Annotated in this window: 17 protein-coding genes; 8 read left to right on the top strand and 9 right to left on the bottom strand. The window is 67.1% G+C overall.

Annotation, left to right across the window (positions count from 1 at the left end; all coding sequences use genetic code 11):
* Nucleotides 1-8: 8 nt before the first annotated feature.
* From LXN01_RS14960 to LXN01_RS14945, 4 genes are all read right to left on the bottom strand, one after another.
* Complete coding sequence (locus LXN01_RS14960; protein WP_236866454.1) at nucleotides 9-1,637, bottom strand: gamma-glutamyl-gamma-aminobutyrate hydrolase family protein; 1,629 nt, start codon at nucleotides 1,635-1,637, stop codon at nucleotides 9-11.
* 37 nt (nucleotides 1,638-1,674) lie between these two features.
* Nucleotides 1,675-2,391: an ABC transporter substrate-binding protein gene (locus LXN01_RS14955; protein WP_236866452.1), complete on the bottom strand. Its 717-nt coding sequence runs from the start codon at nucleotides 2,389-2,391 to the stop codon at nucleotides 1,675-1,677.
* Nucleotides 2,391-3,878, bottom strand: a complete 1,488-nt coding sequence (locus tag LXN01_RS14950; protein ID WP_236866450.1) for a glutamine synthetase family protein — start codon at nucleotides 3,876-3,878, stop codon at nucleotides 2,391-2,393. The genes LXN01_RS14955 and LXN01_RS14950 overlap by 1 nt, the downstream gene beginning before the upstream one ends.
* Nucleotides 3,879-3,948: 70 nt before the next feature.
* Nucleotides 3,949-5,157: a cytochrome P450 gene (locus LXN01_RS14945; protein ID WP_236866448.1), complete on the bottom strand. Its 1,209-nt coding sequence runs from the start codon at nucleotides 5,155-5,157 to the stop codon at nucleotides 3,949-3,951.
* A gap of 318 nt (nucleotides 5,158-5,475) precedes the next feature.
* Here LXN01_RS14945 and LXN01_RS14940 point away from each other — a divergent pair, with 318 nt between their 5' ends.
* The 4 genes from LXN01_RS14940 to LXN01_RS14925 all read left to right on the top strand — a co-directional run bounded on the left by LXN01_RS14940 (nucleotide 5,476) and on the right by LXN01_RS14925 (nucleotide 8,990).
* Complete coding sequence (locus LXN01_RS14940; RefSeq protein ID WP_236866440.1) at nucleotides 5,476-6,891, top strand: FAD-dependent oxidoreductase; 1,416 nt, start codon at nucleotides 5,476-5,478, stop codon at nucleotides 6,889-6,891.
* 30 nt (nucleotides 6,892-6,921) lie between these two features.
* Nucleotides 6,922-7,392, top strand: a complete 471-nt coding sequence (locus LXN01_RS14935) for a flavodoxin domain-containing protein (protein WP_236866438.1) — start codon at nucleotides 6,922-6,924, stop codon at nucleotides 7,390-7,392.
* Nucleotides 7,393-7,459: 67 nt separating this feature from the next.
* The gene (locus LXN01_RS14930; protein WP_236866436.1) at nucleotides 7,460-8,209 is read left to right on the top strand and encodes a FadR/GntR family transcriptional regulator; all 750 of its coding nucleotides are present in this window, start codon (nucleotides 7,460-7,462) and stop codon (nucleotides 8,207-8,209) included.
* Nucleotides 8,210-8,282: 73 nt separating this feature from the next.
* On the top strand, nucleotides 8,283-8,990 hold the full coding sequence (locus LXN01_RS14925) for a cache domain-containing protein (RefSeq protein WP_236866434.1): 708 nt from the start codon (nucleotides 8,283-8,285) through the stop codon (nucleotides 8,988-8,990).
* A gap of 156 nt (nucleotides 8,991-9,146) precedes the next feature.
* Here LXN01_RS14925 and LXN01_RS14920 read toward each other — a convergent pair whose 3' ends face one another.
* From LXN01_RS14920 to LXN01_RS14910, 3 genes are all read right to left on the bottom strand, one after another.
* The gene (locus LXN01_RS14920; RefSeq protein WP_236866426.1) at nucleotides 9,147-10,754 is read right to left on the bottom strand and encodes an APC family permease; all 1,608 of its coding nucleotides are present in this window, start codon (nucleotides 10,752-10,754) and stop codon (nucleotides 9,147-9,149) included.
* Between the two features lie 348 nt (nucleotides 10,755-11,102).
* The gene (locus LXN01_RS14915) at nucleotides 11,103-12,644 is read right to left on the bottom strand and encodes an MFS transporter (RefSeq protein ID WP_236866424.1); all 1,542 of its coding nucleotides are present in this window, start codon (nucleotides 12,642-12,644) and stop codon (nucleotides 11,103-11,105) included.
* A 114-nt stretch (nucleotides 12,645-12,758) separates the two neighbouring features.
* Nucleotides 12,759-13,931: an amidohydrolase gene (locus LXN01_RS14910; RefSeq protein ID WP_236866482.1), complete on the bottom strand. Its 1,173-nt coding sequence runs from the start codon at nucleotides 13,929-13,931 to the stop codon at nucleotides 12,759-12,761.
* A 276-nt stretch (nucleotides 13,932-14,207) separates the two neighbouring features.
* Between LXN01_RS14910 and LXN01_RS14905 the strand changes: the two genes are divergently transcribed.
* Entirely contained in the window at nucleotides 14,208-15,359 is a 1,152-nt protein-coding gene (locus LXN01_RS14905; protein ID WP_236866422.1) for an NAD(P)/FAD-dependent oxidoreductase, read from the top strand.
* Between the two features lie 40 nt (nucleotides 15,360-15,399).
* On the opposite strand, the gene LXN01_RS14900 is transcribed toward LXN01_RS14905, so the two are convergent.
* On the bottom strand, nucleotides 15,400-15,663 hold the full coding sequence (locus LXN01_RS14900) for a hypothetical protein (protein WP_236866420.1): 264 nt from the start codon (nucleotides 15,661-15,663) through the stop codon (nucleotides 15,400-15,402).
* A 131-nt stretch (nucleotides 15,664-15,794) separates the two neighbouring features.
* Between LXN01_RS14900 and LXN01_RS14895 the strand changes: the two genes are divergently transcribed.
* Complete coding sequence (locus tag LXN01_RS14895; protein WP_236866418.1) at nucleotides 15,795-16,118, top strand: hypothetical protein; 324 nt, start codon at nucleotides 15,795-15,797, stop codon at nucleotides 16,116-16,118.
* 24 nt (nucleotides 16,119-16,142) lie between these two features.
* Here the strand turns inward: LXN01_RS14895 and LXN01_RS14890 are convergent, their stop codons facing one another.
* Nucleotides 16,143-16,376 (bottom strand): hypothetical protein, encoded by a 234-nt coding sequence (locus LXN01_RS14890; protein ID WP_236866416.1) that lies wholly within the window; start codon nucleotides 16,374-16,376, stop codon nucleotides 16,143-16,145.
* Nucleotides 16,377-16,534: 158 nt separating this feature from the next.
* Between LXN01_RS14890 and LXN01_RS14885 the strand changes: the two genes are divergently transcribed.
* Nucleotides 16,535-16,786 carry a hypothetical protein gene (locus tag LXN01_RS14885; protein ID WP_236866414.1) on the top strand — a complete coding sequence of 84 codons (252 nt, stop codon included), beginning with the start codon at nucleotides 16,535-16,537 and terminating at the stop codon, nucleotides 16,784-16,786.
* Entirely contained in the window at nucleotides 16,783-17,262 is a 480-nt protein-coding gene (locus LXN01_RS14880; RefSeq protein ID WP_236866412.1) for a pyridoxamine 5'-phosphate oxidase family protein, read from the top strand. The genes LXN01_RS14885 and LXN01_RS14880 overlap by 4 nt, the downstream gene beginning before the upstream one ends.
* The last annotated feature ends 90 nt before the right edge of the window (nucleotides 17,263-17,352 follow it).

Genomic DNA, 17,352 nt, shown 5'->3' with positions numbered 1-17,352 from the left:
CGCCGGCGCTATGAGCGAGGAGCCATTGCCGGGGATCGCTCGTCCGACTCTGCGACCCCGGCGCCGGCGCCATCCCCAGGCTCGCCTGCAGGTGCCTGCGCCGTGGCTCGTTCTCTCATCACCGTCCGCACCTGGGACACGAACTCCTCGATGATGGCCCGGAAGTCGTCGTGGTTGCCGACCGGGTCCTCCGGGTGCCACTGCAGACCCAGGGCCCACCGCGCGCTGGTGTGCTCGACTCCCTCGACGGTCCCGTCGAGGGCACGGGCGACCACGCGCAGGTTCTGACCCGGTTCCTCGACCGCCTGGTGATGCCCCGAGCGGACCACCACCTCCCGCCGCCCCAGGATCCGCCCGATCTTCGACTCCGGATCGAGGTGGATCTCCTCGTCGACGAACATGGGTTCTCCCTTGGCGCCGTGGTGAAGGTCGCCGGGCACGAGGTCGGGGATCAGCGTGCCGCCGAGCGCCACGTTCATCACCTGGGATCCGCGGCAGACGGCCAGCAGCGGCGCGTCACGCTCCAGCGTCGCCCGGATACCGGCGACGCTGAACTCGTCGGACTCCCGATCAACTCCCGAGGACTTCGCCACCGCCTCGGCGTCGCCGCCGTACAGGCGCGGATCGATGTCGCCGCCGCCCAGGTACAGCACCCCATCGGCGCGTTCGATGTCCTCCAGGCGCCGCGTCTCCGGGTTGCCCGGATCGACGACCACCACCCTGGCACCCGCGGCATGCAGCGCGCTCACGGTGGAGGCAGCGTAATCCCGGATGAGCTCGTACTCCTCCTCGCCGAAGCCCGGATAGTACAGCGGCGCGACAACCGCGACCTCCGGCGCATCGGCGGGGAACTCGGGCATGTCCTCCGGGAACAGCTCGTGGAGCGACACCCGCCGATGGTCCCCGGTGCTCCCGGAACTCACCGCGTCGGCCGCCGCCTCGGCATCCCCGGTGCGGGCCGCCTCGGCCAGCCAGTCGAACAGCACCTGGTCGTCCCGGTCGGTCCGCGCCCGGTCCTCCGGATGCCACTGCACGGCGACCAGCGGAGCACCGGCGAGCTCCAGCGCCTCGATCGTGCCGTCGCTCGCCACCGCTGCCGGCAGCAGCCCCTCGCCGAGGCGCCCCGCCGCCTGGTGGTGGTACGAGGACACGTCGACGTTGGGCTTGCCGAGGATCCGGCGCACCAGGGTGCCGTCCTCGAGCTCCACCGGGTGGATCGAACCCACATGCTCGGAGCTCGTGTCGATGTGCTGGATCAGGTCACCGCCGAAGGCCACGTTGAGCAGCTGCATCCCGCGGCAGATCGCCAGCGTGGGCAGCCTGCGGTCGATGGCACCCCTGAGCATCGCCAGGTCGTACTCGTCCTGATAGTCGACGTCCGTGAGGGTCACGCCCTCGATCGGATCCTGACCGTACAGCCGGGGATTGATGTCCGACCCGCCGGGAACGACGAGCCCGTCGAGCCCCTCCCAGTGGTCGTCGGATGCGGGATCGCCGCCGGGGAAGAGGATCCGCGGCTCCGCCCCGGAGCGCACGATGGCCTCCAGGACCGCTGTCGCCACGACCGCGCCGGAGAAGCGCAGGCCGTTGATCGAGCTCGACACCATGCCGGTGACGCCGATGATCGGCTTGTCCAATTTCACTCCTTGCACAGAAGAATCAGCTTCAGGTCCATCAGGAGGTGCCGCCGCGCAGCGCTTCGGCGGGGAACGGCAGGTGCGGCATCCACTTCTTCCACACCTCTTCGAGCCGGCCATCCGCGATCACCCGGGCGAGCGCGCCGTCGATCTCCTCGAGCACCTCGGGCCGGTCCTTGGCGACGCCGACTCCCCAGGGGTTGCGCGTCTCCGCCGTGAACGCCAGGTCGAACTCCGGCTGGTCGCCCAGTGGGACGGTGACGACGTCGTCGTCGACCATCGCGTCGACGGTGCCGCTCCGGACCGCCTCGATCATGTCGGCGAACACGTCATCGCTCGACGCGAAGGGCACGAGCTCGACGTCCGGGAAGGTCTCCGCCAGGCGCATGTTCGCGCTGCCGGTGATCGCCGCCACCCTGTACCCTCGCAGGTCCTCCGGAGCCCGCGCGGGGTCGCCGGAGCGCACCAGCACGGACTCGTTGAACACCGCGTAGGGGCGGGTGAAGTCGACCTGCTCCTGGCGGGACGGAATGATCCCCTGCCCGCACCAGACGCCGTCGGCATCGCCGCGCTGGACCGCCGGGATCATCTCGTCCCACGGAACGATGACCCATTCGAGCGTCCGGCCCAGTTCGTCGGCGACCAGCTGCGCGGCCTCCGGCTCGAAGCCGGTGCGGGTCCGGCCGCCGTCGCCCGACAGGTCGAACAGCGGCGCGGCCGCGGAATCGATGCAGGAGAAGCGAATCGCTGCCATCAGGGGATCGCCTGCCAGTACTGGTCGTGCTCCCACTGAGTCAAGACTCCGCAGTACTGAGCCCACTCGTTCGCTTTCATCTCGAGGTAGACGTCCCCGAGCTCCTGCGGGAGGTTGGCGCGCACGAAGTCGCTCGCGCGGAACGTCTCCACCGCTTCTCCGAGGGTCCGCGGGAGGTCTGCTCCCAGCGCACCGGCCGGCGGCGGTTCGATCTGATTGCCGATGCCGTCGGCGATCGCCGCGATCAGCAGGGCATGCGAGAGGTACGGGTTGACCGATGCATCCGGCACTCGCACCTCCGCGCGGCCATTGCTGGAGATCCGGATCGACGACGCGCGGTCGTCGAGGCCCCAGTCGGCGCGTGCCGGTGCGAACTGACCCGGGTCCCAGAACCGCTTGTAGGAGTTCACGGTCGAGGCCATGATCAGCATCATGCCGGGGGAATGCTTGATGATTCCGCCCACCGCCCAGCGGCCCAGCTGCGACAGGTGCAGCTCCGTCTTCCCCGGCACGGCGAAGGTGTTGTTGCCGTCCTCGTCCCAGAGCGAGATGTTGTGGTGGCAGCCCGCACCCATCTCCCCGAGGAACGGCTTGGGCATGAAAGAGGCCTCGACACCGAACTCGCGGGCGACCTGCGAGCAGATCTGGCGGTAGGTGACGACGCGGTCGGCGGTGCGCTCGATCTCGTCGAACATCCAGTTGAGCTCGATCTGACCGCGGTCCTCGTAGTCGCCCTCGATCATGTCGAAGCCCAGCTGACCCGCGTACTCGTGAACGCGCTTGTAGATCGGCCGCATTCCCTCGAGGTATTCGACCTGGTAGGCCGGATTGTAGCCGGGAATGGTCCGGGGGGTGATGGATTCGCCGACCCACACCATCTCCGGCTCGGTGCCGGACCTCATCGTCAGGCCGAAGACATCCTTCAGGAGCTGGTGGGCCCGTCGCATATTCGCCCGGGAGTCGAGTGCATTGGGGCGGCCGCCGATCGCGCCCAGGTGCTCGGGCTCATAGGCGGTGCAGAAGATGCGGCCCACCTGGTTGTCCCAGGGAAGCGCGTCGAAGCTCTCCGGGTCCGGCATGGCGACGAACTCCTTGGCGTGGATGTCGGCGCCGATCGGGTTGCCGAACACATCGTTCTGGAAGTCCATCAGAGCGTTCCGGGTGAAGTTCACACCCTTCTCCAGATTGCGCACGATGTGCTTCGCCGGCACCATCTTGGCCACCGTGCGGGAGCGCAGGGTCGGCAGCATGTAGTAGAGGTACTCCACGCCCGAGCGCTCGATCTTCTCCTTGAGCTGCTCGACCGTGTCGTCGTCGAGGTTGCGCTCCCGGTGCCGGTTGAGGGCGTCGTTGTCATTGAGCGCCCCGCTGATGCGCCGCTGGTACAGCTCGGACAGATTGCAGCCGTGGGTGGTCGACTGCGCCTGCAGCTGGTCGAGGAACGGTTCGATGGCCGGTTCGGTCGTGGTGGGTTTGGTGATGGTCATGGCTTCGCCTTCTGTCGTCATTTCCCGACCTCGTCGCCGGGAAGATGTGGATCGTGCGGGAGGGGCTGTGTCAGCCCCGCTTGTCAAAGGTGATCGGGTAGCGGATGGGGCCGGTGTTGCCCGAGTCGGGCAGCCATTCGTCTCCTCCGGCGCTGCGGATGTTCGTCATGCGTGAGGCGAGCACCGGCAGCGCCTGGCTCATGTCGGCGCGGGCGATGTAGTGCCCGAGGCAGTGGTGGACGCCGCCGCCGAAGGTGAAATGAGGCTTCCGGTCCTCTGCGGTGATGTCGATCTCCGGATTCGGGTACGCCTCGGGGTCGGTGCCCGACGAGGCGGTGAAGAGGTGGACCGTGGTGCCGACCTCGAACTTCATCCCGTTGTACTCGAAGGGCTCGATGACTTCTCGGGTGACCCAGCGGGTCGTCGGGTTCACGCGCAGCACCTCCTCGAGCGCTGCCGAGGCCAGCTCCGGGTTCGCGGCGAGCTTCTCCCACTCGCCGGGATTGTGGATGAAGGTCTGGAGGCCCAGGCCGAGCTGGTTGCGCGTGGTGTCCATGCCGCCGAACAGCATGAGCACCAGAGCGTTGCGCAGCTCCTCGCCGGAGAGCTTGTCCCCGCCCTCGCTGAACTGCACGAGCCGGGAGATCACGTCCTTGCCCGGGTCCGCTCGCCGCTCCTCGATGAGCTCCTCGACGAAGTCGTAGAGCTCCTTGACGGCGACGTCGATGCGCTCGATGTCCTCCTTGATGCTGACGCTCAGCGCATAGCCGACGGTGTTGGCGCGGCTGGCGATGAACTGCCAGTGCTTGTGGTCGAGCCCCATCATGATGCACAGGGCCCGCGTCGCGAACGGCTCGGAGAAGTCGCGGACGAACTCGCATTCGCCGCGGTCGATGAACCCGTCGACGAGCTCCTCGGCGAGCGCTGCGAACTCCGGCTCCAGCTTGCGCGCCATCGAGGGCGAGAATGCCGGGTTGAGGAGCCGGCGGATGCGGTGGTGCTCGTCGCCCTCGAGCACGAGCAGGTTCTTGCTCCACCACTCGTAGAAGATTCCGGTGTGCACGCCGTGGTGCTCGGGCCACTTCGCGCTGCCCTGGGACAGCTTCGGGTTCTTGAGCAGCTGTGACACCTCCTCGTAGCGGAGCACGGCGTAGCCGTAGTTGGTGCGGGCGATCCACGACTTCTCGCGAGCCTCGCGCACAGCTTCCGACTGCATCGCGAAAGAGGGATCGGCAATGTCGAAGTACGGCAGGTCGGTTGTCGGGGTGGTGGCGCTCATCGGCATCCCTTCGGGCAAATCCTCGTTGATTGCTCAAGCGGTCTCTTAAACCTTCGTTGGTGAATGAATCCAAGCACAGCTCGGGTGCTCGCGCAAGACCCAGATCACATCACCGGGGGCGGCGGAGCAGGAGAAGGGCGTCCTCGGCCTGAAGAATCCGGGGTTCTCAGGAAATCGGGACTTGCCGCGCGGCATGATCATCGGTAATCATTGAGAAACAGATCTTTTAGCGATCCGGACCTCCTGCAGCGAAGCAGTGCGAGTCCGCCACATCGTTCCAGGCCGCTGTATCAGTGAACCTGGCGGAAGGATATGCAGATGAGCACTCCCACCTCAGTGCAGAGTACGGACCAGCCGGAGCAGTCGCCGCGGCCGGCGCAGTCGCCGCAGTCGGCTCTGCAGCCGACACCGCAGCATATTGCGATCGTCGGCAGCGGTCCCAGCGGCTGCTTCATCGCGCAGGCGCTGCGGCGGGCCTGGCGCGATGCCGAGATCACCGTCTTCGATCGCCTCGCCGTGCCGTACGGACTCATTCGCTACGGCGTCGCCGCCGACCACCAGCACACCAAGGCGATCACCCGGCAGTTCGATCGCGCCTTCATGGGCGGAGACGTGCGGTTCGCCGGCAATGTCGAGATCGGCAACGACCTGAGCCTCGAGGAACTGCGCTCGTGCTTCGACCTGGTCGTCCTGGCCAGCGGCCGGTGGCGGGACCGGCGGCTCACCGTCCCCGGCGCGCGGCTGCCCGGCGTCGTGCCCTCGGGCGACATCATCAACGCCCTCAACGCCGTCCCGCGGCCCGGCCTCCCGATGCCGGAGATCGGCGAACGTGTCGTCGTCGTGGGAGGAGGCAACGTCGCTATCGACATCGTCCGGTTCCTCGCGAAGAGGGCCGAGGACTACGCCGGAAGCGACGTCGCCTCCACCGCGCTCGACCGGTATCTCGTCGCACCCGCTAGGCAGGTGACCGTCCTCAGCCGTTCACCGATCGCATCCGCGAAATCGGATGTCGCGATGGTCAAGGAGCTGGGACGGATCCCGCGCGTTCGCTACACGTACTCCAACTCGAGCCGCGCCTCCGAGGACAACACCCTCGGCCGGAAGCGCGAGGAGGCGTTCGCAGCGCTCGCCGCGCTGGAGGCGCCGGATCCGCGGCTGCACGTGCACTTCGTCTTCGGCGCCGTCCCGGACCGCATCACCGGTGACCAGCGCGTCGAGGCCGTGCGCCTCGCCGCCGCCCCGGCCGGAGAGCCCGGCACGGTCCCGGCGGATACGGTGATCTCGGCGATCGGATTCGACGTCAACGCGCCCGGCCACAACCACTATGCGGAGCACCTGGACTTCTCGCCATCGGAGGACAGCGGGCGGATCGAGCCCGGGCTTTACCGCGCCGGGTGGCTCAAGCGCGGCCCGGTGGGAGCCATCCCCGCCAATCGTGCCGATTCGAACGAGGTGGCCAAGGAGATCATCGCCGACGTCGAGTCCGGTCTCACCCCGCTCACCGGTGACAAGCACGGCTTCGCGTCGCTCCCGGCCCGGGTCCGGGAGCAGGCCGTGTCGTTCGAGGCGTGGCAGCGGATCGACGAGGCCGAACGAGCCGCTGCCCCCGAGGACCGCGTGCGTCACAAGCTCGTCGACCATGACGCCATGGTCGCGATCGCCCTCGCCGAGGCGGCAGGCGCCTCGGTCCGGGCCGGCACCGAAGCCGGCGTGCCGGCTGCCACCGCCCACTGACCCCTGACCTTCACCGAGAAAGAGACCACCATGCGCATCACAGTTCTGTACGGAACCGAGTCCGGCAACTCCGAGCTCATCGCCCAGGACCTGGGCGACGAGCTGCAGAAGGAGCACGACTCCGAGGTGTTCGATCTGCAGGACTTCGATCCCGAGCAGATCACGCCCGAGAGCTTCTACATCATCGTGTGCTCGACCCACGGCGAAGGCGACCTGCCCAACACCGCCATCCCGTTCTTCGAGAAGTTCCAGCAGTTCGACGGGGACCTCTCCGGGGTGCGCTACGCGATGTTCGGGTTGGGAGACACCTTCTACGAGGAGACCTACAGCCAGGGCAGCGAGCACATCGACCGCAGGTTCGCCGAGCTCGGCGCCACCCGGGTCGGCGAGTACGGGCGGCACGACGCCTCCTCGTGGGACCTGCCGAGCGACGTCGCACTCGAATGGCTGCCGGGCGTGCTCGCGGCCGCGACAGAGCTCGAGCCCGCGGGTGGCCAGTAGAATCGCCGCACCCGGGCGGATCGCGCCGGGTAGGATCGTCCTGACGCCGACGCGGAGGGACCCTGCATTGACCCAGCAGTTTCCGTTCATATCCGACGGAGTGAGCCGCACCGTGCCATTCGGCTACGGTGACCCGCTCGCCGACCAGATCGTGTCTGCGATCGCGCTCGGTTCGATCTCGGTCGGCGAGCGGCTCCCCTCGGAGAGCGAGCTGGCACGTCACTTCGGCGTCGCGGTGGCCACCCTGCGCAAGAGCCTCGCGGTGCTGCGCGCCAACGGAATCGTGGAGACGCGGCGCGGCCGGGGCGGCGGGACCTTCATAGTGAAGGTCCCGTTTCCCAGTGACGAGCAGATCAGAACTTACCTGTCCCGACTCACGATCGTGCAGATCCGCGACTACGGGGATGAGCACACCGCCGTGTCCACGGGCATCGCCCGGCTCGCCTGTCAGCGCGCACATGACCAGGCTGTCGAACAGCTCCGCCACGCCGCCGACCGCCTGGCACGGGCGGAGTCTCCCGCGGAATCGGCGAGCGCGGACAGTCGCTTCCATCTCCAGGTCGCCATCACCTCCCAGTCGCCGCGGCTGCTGCGCACGGAGATGCGCCTCCAGAGCGAGATCCTCTCGCTGAAATGGTCGCGGGCCGGCGCCGCTGTCGCGTCCGAGGATGTGCACCACGATCACCTCACCATCATCGACGCCATTGCGGCAGGGGATGCGGAGCGCGCCGAGCAGGCGACGGAGAACCACATCAAGAGCACCGTGTACCGCCTGATCGACGTCAAGCTCACGCTGGAGACCATCGGCGCGGATTAGACTGCAGTCGGGATCGGCGTCAGGGTTTGAGCTCCGGGCCGGTGGGAGAACCGACTTCTGCAGAAGGTGGATCGTGACACGCAGCGAGGCAGTGGAAGCGTCCCAGGTGATTGCGGCATGGCTCGACTCTCTCTTCGAGCGGCTCGAAGCTCTGGGCGATGCGCTCACTGCTGAGCTCGCGGAGTGCTTCGCCGGGGAGCCGCCCTACGAGGTCAGCCGCAAGGCGAGATCCCAGCTCGAAGTCAGGGTCGGCGAGTTCCTCAAGGAGAATCCGCACCTCGACGGCGCGGGGCTCATCTTCCAGCTCGCCCTCCTCAAGCCGAGCAAGGCCAAGCTCGAGTGGTGGGTGCGGGACGGCGACAGCTACTCGCGCCAGGACTTCATCCTCGACCCGGACTCCGAGCGGTTCTACGACTACGAATACCTCGAGTGGTTCCGTGGCGGCTTCAACTCGGAGGTGCGCACCATCGCCGGTCCCTACATCGACCACCTCGGAATCGACGACTACGTGGTGACGATGACCGTGCCCGCCTACGTGGCGGGGGAGAAGGTCGGAGTCGCCGGCATGGACATGCTCATGCGCGACGTGGAGAGCACGCTGCTGCGAATGCTGGCCCCCCTGGGGCAGGGTGCGGCCGTCCTGAGCCGCCACAACCAGGTCCTCGTGGGCACCTCGGGCGAATTCAGCAGCGGGGTGCGGGTCTCGGCCGTTCCCGAGGGCTATGGCCGGATCCCGATCAAGGCCGATCAGCTCGGCTTGAGCCTGCTCTACCGCACCTAGAGCGGTCCTCGCGCACGCCGCGCCTCGACGGCAGTGCGGGACCGAGGCGGCCGCGGGCACCGGGAGCACGCAGGAACTCCCCGGGGATCAGCCGTTCGGCTCGCTCCCCGGGGAGTCGTCATGAGGGGGCGCTCCGCCTCGCCCTCGGAGTGGTGATCAGTGGCGCGGACCCTGGTCCCGCGGTCCCTGATTGTGCGGGTAGAGATGTGGCTTGCCGCCGTCGAGCCGAACGGCCATGTCGACGATCTCCTCAGTCGGCGCGATCGGGGACGAGTACACCAGGTCAGCGCCATTGGAGGTGGCATCTCCGGCAGCGCCCCCGCCTTTCTCGTGGGGCCGGGCGGCGAACAGGTAGATCACTCCGGTGCCGACCACCAGCAGGCCCATGAGGGCGACGAGCCACGCTTCGTACCACGGTGCTCCCGCGACCGGCCAGGCCACGATGACCATGGCGAACAGCTGATAGGCGAACGCCGCGATCGCCACGACCCAGCCCCAGTTGCCCAGGCTGAACTCGCCGCCCGGCTTCCAGCCGAGTGCACGAGCTCGGATCGCCGCCAGCACCACCGAGGAGAAGGCCAGGTAGATGCCGAACGATGCGAACGAGATGATCGCGATGAGCGCGTTCTCGCTCAGCAGCGAGATGAGCACCACGATCGCCGGCAGGACTCCCGCAGCGAGCAGGGCGTACGGCGGGACGGCGCGCTTGGCGCTGAAGAGCTTGAGGAACCGGGCCCCCGGCAGCTGGTTGTCGCGGCCCATCGAGAACATCAGACGCGATGCCGCTGCCTGCAGCGAGATGGTGCACGACAGGAACGAGATCAGCACGATGGCCATGACGAGCTTGAAGCCCACGGGTCCGAACGCCTCAAGGAAGATCGCGGAGATCGGATCCGGGATGGTGCCGTTCATGATGTCCTCGAAGCTGCCGACGGCCAGGATCAGGCCGAGCGCGATGAACATCGAGGCCAGGCCGCCGATGTAGATCGTCATCCGCATCGCCTTGGGGATGACGCGTCCGGGGTTGCGGACCTCCTCGGCCACGTCACCGTTGGCCTCGAAGCCGTAGTACAGGTAGATGCCCATGATCGCCGCTCCCAGGAACGCCACCGCGAACGGGGTGCTGTCCTGCAGCTCGGCGGGGCGGAAGTCCTGGAACAGGACCGAGAGGTCATGCTTGCGGACTGTGAGCAGCAGCCAGACGCCGATCACCGCTGAGGCGATGATCTCGACGACGAAACCGACGAACGCGACGTTGGCCAGGAACTTGGTGCCGGCGAGGTTGGCGAGCGTAGCGAGCAGGATGATTCCGAGCGCCAGCATCACGTTCGCGCCGGCGCTCATCTCGAGCCCGAGCAGCGCGCCGAGGAACGGACCCGCACCATAGGCGACGGACGCAATCGTGGCGTTGATCGCGATCATGTAGGTCCAGCCGCTGATCCATCCCCACTTCTTGCCCCACAGGCGTCGGTTCCACGGGTAGATGCCGCCCGCGACGGGGTACTGGGACACGACCTCGCCGAACACGGTTGCGACGAGCAGCTGCCCTGCTCCCGCGATGATGAGCATCCAGAATGCCGGTGGGCCGGCGATCGCGAGGGCGGCCGCGAAGGTCGCGTACACGCCGACGACCGGCGAGAGATAGGTGAATCCGAGGGCGAGGTTTCCCCAGAACCCCATGTCACGTTTGAATTCGGTGGCGTGCGCTTCTCGGCCTGCGGCCGGCCGTTCGGCCGCCGGGCGGGTGGCCTCCGTACGCTTCATGTTGATGTCCTTCGAAAGAGAGCGGGGACGGCCGCGGGAGTCAGCAGCGTTGCCGCATCCGAACCGTCGCTGGAGCCGATAACCTTCATAAACTGATGATTGATTTCGGCGAAAAGAATGACTGGACTGTATTGACTGGAGTTGCTGGAGCGCCGAGGTTGTCAGTCAGATCAGTGACTGACTCGCTCTGTGCTCCGATCTCGGGTGTGGATCACCGGTGATCACCGAGCCCGAGCGCGTGAAAAGAATACTAGCAATGTTAGATGTTTAGTCAATGGTGTTTTTCCACTGAGTTCCGGATCTGCGGTCGCGACTGCGGAGTCCAGCACGTGATCGAACTGAGCGCGGTCAGTTGCCGATCGGCGGCGGGGCGACATCGCGGCGCTCCGGCCGCTGCGACTCGGGCTCCACCTCCACCTTCTTGTCGCGCGGCACGGTGAGGATGATCGAGGCGATTGCGACGGCAACCATGAAGACGTTGAACAGGAGGCCGATCGCACCGCCGAAGCGCAGTGCCACGTTGTCCTGTCTGCCGATGAACAGACCCCACGACTGGATGAGGTCGGGGTCGACGGTCTGGCCGGCCACGTAGAGCGCCGCGGAGATGGCCACTCCGATCGCATTGCCGAGCGAGGACGCCATCTTGTAGATTCCGGACGCGGCTCCCACCTGGTTGTCGGGCACGTTCGACAGGGCCGCATCCGTCGACGGGGTGGCGTAGAAGCCCAATCCGATGCCGAACAGGGTGAAGCCGATGACGGCGAGGACGATGTACTGCTCGAGCAGCAGGAACGTGGGGGAACACAGCAGGATGCCGATCCCGGTGATCGTGCTGCCCCACAGCATGGGCTTGCGCGGACCGAACTTCTGCAGCAGCTTCTCGCCCACACGGATCGTGGCGAGGATCGCGACCAGATAGCCGATGGTGAGCAGTCCGGACTGCAGGGCGCTCATGCCACCGGCGACCTGCACGAGGCCCAGTGCCACGATGAGAGTGCCTGCGGCGCCGTTGAGCAGGAAGTTCGACAGCGTCGCGCCGGTGAAGGTGCCGTTGGCGAACAGCTTGAGGTCGATGAAGGAGAATTTCCGATGGGTCTCGATCTGCAGGAACAGCAGGCCGGAGACGACCGTGACGAGGATCAGCAGCAGACCCGGCAAGCTCAGCCAGCCAATGTTCGGGCCCTGGGAGATGTAGACATTGATGGCGAGCAGTGCGATGACGAAGGTTGCCAGACCGCCCCAGTCGAAGCCGTGTGCTGCCGCCTCGGGATCCCGCTCGGCCTTCGACTCAGGAGTGCCGCGCAGCAGGAACAGGGAGAGCACGGCCAGCACGATCGATATCCAGAAGATCGAGCGCCAGCCCAGGAACGTGGTGGCCATGAAGCCGCCGAACAGTGAGCACAGACCGGAACCGCCCCACGAGCCGATCGACCAGAAGGAGAGGGCTCGCTGTCGCTCAGCTCCGTCGTAGAAGGTCTTGATGAGCGCCATCGACGAGGGCATGATGCACGCGGCCGACAGTCCCTGGACAACGCGACCGCCCAGGAGCATGGCCGAGGTCAGCCCGCCCATGTTCTCCGGCGTCAGAGCGATGAGCAGTGAGCCGACGATGCTGAGGATGATGCCGATGTACAGGATCCGCACTCGGCCGATCCGGTCGGCCAGTCCGCCGGCGACGACGATGAAGATGCCGGAGAACAGCGAGGTGATGGACACGGCGAGGTTGGCCACCGTCGGCGCGACGCCGAGTTCGCCCTGAATGCCGGGAATGACGTTGAGCAGCGTCTGGGCGAACAGCCAGAACGTCACGACTGCGAGAACGACGCCCAGCAGCCACTTGTCGGTGGGCTTCCAGTCGGTCCGTGCAGGAACCGGGGCGGCGGTTGCCATGGCTACTCCTCAGATGATGCCGGATCCAGCGGGCCGGCGTGGATGGATCGGATCGGTTCGGGGGCCGTCCGGGGTGCAGCAGATGCCGAGTCGGACGCAGGACTCAGTGGCGAGTCAGGGTCGGGCCCGGCCGCCCAGGTACGCCACGGCCGCCACCACATGGGCCCGCGTCGCGGTCTCCAGGGTGGGATCGATCGCCGGGGCGAAGAACGGGGAATGGTTGGCCGGAATGTCCTGGGCGACGGTGCCGCGCTCGAGCGCAGTGCGGTACTTCTCCGCGGGCACCGAGCCCACGGTCCAGTACGTGTAGGGGACGCCGAACGCATCCGGGATCCGGCTGAAGTCCTCCGACGCGGTGACCGGCGTCGCCTCGTACACGCGTTCGGCGCCGAAGTGCTCGGTGAACGCAGCCGTGACCGTGTCAGTCACCTCGGCGTCGTTGCGCGTCAGCGGGAACTGGTCGTAGTACTCGAATTCGGGCTCGTGGGGCGAGCCCGCCGCCTCGCATTCACCGCGCACGATCCTCTCGATCGATGCGAGTACGCGCTCGCGCACTGCATCGTCGTAGGTCCGGACATTGAGCAGCAGCTCGGCTCGGTCGGGGATGATGTTGGACTTGAAACCCGCATTCGAGGCGCCGACCGTCACCACGGCGAACTCGCCGGGCTGGGTCTCGCGGGAGACGATGGTCTGCAGTCGCAGCACGATCGATGCCGCCAGCACCACCGGGTCGACCGCGTTGTGCGGCATCGAGCCGTGGGCACCGCGGCCGTGGACCGTGATCCTCACCGAATCGCCGGCCGACAGCACGGGCCCGACGACCGTCCCGATCGTGCCTGCCTCGGTGGGCATGACGTGCTGGGAGAGCGCCACGTCGGGCGCGGGCAGCTTCTCCGTCAGCCCGTCATCGACCATCGCCTGGGCGCCGGCGGCCGTCTCCTCGCCGGGCTGGAACAGCGCGATGTACGTGCCCGACCATGCGGCCCGGTTCTCGGCGAGCGCGGCCGCCGCCCCGAGCAGGGCGACGGTATGCATGTCGTGGGCGCAGGCGTGCATGACCCCGTCGACCTCGGAGGAGTAGTCGAGACCGGTGTTCTCGGAGACCGGCAGCGCGTCGATGTCCGCGCGGGCCAGCACGGTGGGGCCGTCGCCGTTCTCGATCACTGCGACCACCCCGGTGCCGCCGATCCGCTGGCACGTGAGCCCGAGGCGTGCGATCTCACCCTCGATGCGTTCGGCCGTCCGGTGCTCCTCCATGCTGAGTTCGGGTGTGCGATGCAGCTCCATGTACAGCTCGCGCTGTGCTTGAAGCTGCCGGTCCAGGCTCTCGAAGATCTCCGTGGCCAAGGGGGTTCCTCTCAGCGGGTTCCCGGTGGGGAACGCCTGATTACTGCCTCTTCACATGACTTTAATGACTCACGGCGATATGTCGAGAGGAGATGGGGTGCTTTCGCGGCTGGAACGAGGGAATTCGGTCTCGGCTGCCGTGGGGCTACCGTGGGGGTTCCAGGCAGCATCCGCCCTCGGGTGGCGCCAAGCATGCTTCGAGGAAGCGGGAGAGTCATGAGGATCTGCGTCGTCGGAGCGGGAGTGCTGGGGCTGACTGCAGCATATGAGCTGGTCAGCCGGGGTCATCAGGCCACGCTGGTCGACCGGGAAGGCCCGCTCGCCGGTGCGAGCCACCGTTCATTCGCGTGGCTCAACGCCAACAACAAGTTCCCGTCGTCATATCACCGGCTCAATGCGTTCGGCATCGAGGAGCACGATCGACTGCAGGAACGCCTCCCCGACGCGACGGCCTGGCTGCACCTGAACGGCAGCATCCTGGCCGACTTCTCGGACGCCCGGAGGGACACCTACGCCACGCGGCTGGAGTCCGCGCAGGCCGAGGGCTACCCGGTCCGCGAAGCTCATCGTGAGGACCTGGCTGCGCTGGAGCCGAGCATCGGGTGGCCGCAGGAGCTCGACGGCGGCCTGTACTACCCCGGCGAGGGCTATCTCGACACCGACATCTTCGCCGAGGAGTTGGTCCGGGCGCTGGCGGCGGCGGGTGCACACCTCGAGCGGCGGGAGGTGGAGCGGGTCGAGAGCAGCGCCGCGGGTGCAGTGGTAGTCACCACCGACGGTGAGCGCGGAAGCTTCGACCGCGTGGTCCTCGCAGCCGGCGCCTGGTCGCGTCAGCTCGGCGAGAATTCGGAGTTCACGATCCCGGTGGCCGATCTGAGTGCGGCCAGCACCCGCACGCACAGCCTCCTGGGGCTGACTGTCCCGACAGACATCGGTCTGCGGCGGGTGCTGATCTCGGACCGGATCAACGTCCGGCCGCGGCACGACGGGCGGATGTGGGTGCAGGTGCCGCACGTGGAGCAGCGGGTTGCGGAAGGGGAGTCCCCGCGGCTGCTGGCCGAGGTCGCCGCGACGATGAAGGGCGAGCTGGAGTGGCTGTTCGAAAGGCCGGTGCCCGTCGAGAAGGTGTGGTTCAGCGGGCGCAGCCTCCCTGAGGACGGGTTGTCGATCATGGGCTTCGTCGACGAGGAGCAGAAGGTCTACTGCATGGTGACGCACAGCGGTATGACCCTGGCCGCGCTCTTGGGCCGGCTCGCTGCGGAGGAGCTTGCAGGGCAGGCCTCCGAACTCCTCGGCGATTTTCGGCCCGCGCGGTTCAAGGACGGGATCCCGGAGTTCGCGGACTGCGACTTCATCGGCAGGCAGTGACAGTCGGAAGCGGTCGCGCCGCCTCCGCATGTGGCCGACATCAGCCGCCCGAGGTGAAGATCGGCTTCCCGTCCTCGCCGTAGGTGATGGTGTCGCCGTGCTCGCGCGCGATCCGCACGCGATCAGCCTCGCTCAGCTCCGGGTTCTTCTTGGCGCGGTCGGCGTCCGTGCCGCGGTTCGCCGGGCCGAGGATTCTGAAGACGAACCTGTCGATCATGTCGATGAAGCGGTAGCCGCTGGAGTCCGTTCTCCTGACGTCCGGTCGCTGGGTGTCCACTGCGATCACCTCGTTTGTTGCTTCCATTGTTCTGTGCTAGTCTACGCGACTCCTGTGGGAAATGCCTCTGCTGACCCTGCCCCGCGGAGTCATGCCGATCGACCTTCGTGCGGGCCGCTGCAAGCCTGCTTGCTAGAATCACCTGGTGGCCTCGCAGGATGCGGTGGCTGGACGACGCAGCGCTCATCGGAGAGTGCTGGGAGGTGAAAGTGGAGAATCTGCTGACCGAGGCGCTGGAGATCCTCGGCGATACCGATGCCGACGATTCCACCGCAGAGGCACGCGGACGGCGGGCGCATGCCCGCGTCCTCGCGATGGTCGAGATGACGAACGAGGCGGCCCTGGCGCGGCGTGAGCAGCGGATTGCGAATCTCCTGGCGTTGGCACAGCTGGACAAGAAGGATTCGGCGTGGGCGCTCAAGGAGGCCCGCGAGATGCTCAGTGACAGCACGGCGGCCGCCCCGCTGTCGGTCGTGTCCTAGACGCCCGGCCGCGGGCGGAGCCGTTCAGCGCTCGTCGGAGATGGCGATCGGGTTGCCGTCCGCGTCAGTCGAGGGCGTGTCACCATGCTCTCGGGCGACCTGTTGCCGGTCGCCCTCCTGCATCGGCCGACCTTCGTGGTCCTGCTGCGCGCGCTCCTCGTCGGTGCCGCGGTCGGCGGGACCGAGCACCTTCTTGGCCGCTTCGTTGAGCTTGTCGAGGGGGCCGACACCGCTGGATTCGGACTGCTCGCTGTTCATGGTTCTCCTCTGTACGGCCGTCTGCTCGAGAGGCCGGCTGGGTTGCTGTGTGCTGTGGACCCACCCTACAAGTCCGAACGTTATCCGTCAGGGTGCCTTTCCAGAATTTTTGCCGCTGACCCTGTTCAGCGGCCCTGCTCTCTCCCTAGGCTGGAGCCATGACAGATAACGCGAGCAATGAACAGGCATCCGTCCGTCACGATCAGCTGCAGGCCATCTTCGACCGCGTGCAGTCCTGGCAGGAGAGCGCCCCGGACTCGACCGTCCGGGACGAGCTGAAGAAGGCGATCGACGAGTCCGGCTTCGACAACCTCGACGATCAGTCCTTCGATGCGATGGTCGATCACATCGAGAACGAACGCGGCCCGGCCGATGTCGCGACCGTGGTCAACAGCGAGGTGCTTCGATGAGCGCGGAGACCGACGCCACCGCACTGGCCCAGGCCGCCAAGGACATCCGCATGTGCATGTTCACCACGCTGGACGAGAACGATCGGATCGTGTCCCGGCCGATGGCGGTCATGGACGTCGACGACGCGAACCACTTCTGGTTCCTGACGGCAGCGAACTCCCCGAAGGTCGAGGATCTCCTCGACAATCGGGAGGTCAATCTGGCGTTCGCCGGCAAGCAGGACTGGATCTCGATCGCGGGCCGCGCGCTGCTCCATCGCGATGCGAAGAAGAAGGAAGAGCTGTGGGGGCTCGGGGCCGACGCGTGGTTCGACCAAGGACCCGAGGACCCCTCCGTGCTGGTGCTGGAGGTCGTCCCCGACACAGCTGAGTACTGGACCTCGCCGGGCAGGGCCGCGACTGCGGTGTCGATGCTGAAGGCAGCGACCATCGGCGGGGAGCCGAAGGCGGGCGAGAGCGGCGAAGTCAGGATGTGACACGCCAAACCCCGGATCGCAGCTGATCTGAGCACAGCCGGCCGAGCCGCCGGCTGTGCTCAGTCGTTCTCCCGTCGTGCCCCGTGTCCG

Origin of the sequence: Brevibacterium daeguense (assembly GCF_021729135.1) — a bacterium.
GTDB classification, from domain to species: domain Bacteria; phylum Actinomycetota; class Actinomycetes; order Actinomycetales; family Brevibacteriaceae; genus Brevibacterium; species Brevibacterium daeguense.
Note: the sequence above shows the minus strand (reverse complement) of the source record. Positions and strands in the feature narration are given on the sequence as shown.

What these genes read in the sequence shown, in the direction of transcription:
- LXN01_RS14955 (WP_236866452.1), bottom strand. Translation starts at nt 2,391, where the DNA reads ATGGCAGCGATTCGCTTCTCCTGCATCGATTCCGCGGCCGCGCCGCTG.
- LXN01_RS14950 (WP_236866450.1), bottom strand. Translation starts at nt 3,878, where the DNA reads ATGACCATCACCAAACCCACCACGACCGAACCGGCCATCGAACCGTTC.
- LXN01_RS14945 (WP_236866448.1), bottom strand. Translation starts at nt 5,157, where the DNA reads ATGAGCGCCACCACCCCGACAACCGACCTGCCGTACTTCGACATTGCC.
- LXN01_RS14940 (WP_236866440.1), top strand. Translation starts at nt 5,476, where the DNA reads ATGAGCACTCCCACCTCAGTGCAGAGTACGGACCAGCCGGAGCAGTCG.
- LXN01_RS14935 (WP_236866438.1), top strand. Translation starts at nt 6,922, where the DNA reads ATGCGCATCACAGTTCTGTACGGAACCGAGTCCGGCAACTCCGAGCTC.
- LXN01_RS14920 (WP_236866426.1), bottom strand. Translation starts at nt 10,754, where the DNA reads ATGAAGCGTACGGAGGCCACCCGCCCGGCGGCCGAACGGCCGGCCGCA.
- LXN01_RS14915 (WP_236866424.1), bottom strand. Translation starts at nt 12,644, where the DNA reads ATGGCAACCGCCGCCCCGGTTCCTGCACGGACCGACTGGAAGCCCACC.
- LXN01_RS14910 (WP_236866482.1), bottom strand. Translation starts at nt 13,931, where the DNA reads ATGGAGCTGCATCGCACACCCGAACTCAGCATGGAGGAGCACCGGACG.
- LXN01_RS14905 (WP_236866422.1), top strand. Translation starts at nt 14,208, where the DNA reads ATGAGGATCTGCGTCGTCGGAGCGGGAGTGCTGGGGCTGACTGCAGCA.
- LXN01_RS14900 (WP_236866420.1), bottom strand. Translation starts at nt 15,663, where the DNA reads ATGGAAGCAACAAACGAGGTGATCGCAGTGGACACCCAGCGACCGGAC.
- LXN01_RS14895 (WP_236866418.1), top strand. Translation starts at nt 15,795, where the DNA reads ATGCGGTGGCTGGACGACGCAGCGCTCATCGGAGAGTGCTGGGAGGTG.
- LXN01_RS14890 (WP_236866416.1), bottom strand. Translation starts at nt 16,376, where the DNA reads ATGAACAGCGAGCAGTCCGAATCCAGCGGTGTCGGCCCCCTCGACAAG.
- LXN01_RS14885 (WP_236866414.1), top strand. Translation starts at nt 16,535, where the DNA reads ATGACAGATAACGCGAGCAATGAACAGGCATCCGTCCGTCACGATCAG.
- LXN01_RS14880 (WP_236866412.1), top strand. Translation starts at nt 16,783, where the DNA reads ATGAGCGCGGAGACCGACGCCACCGCACTGGCCCAGGCCGCCAAGGAC.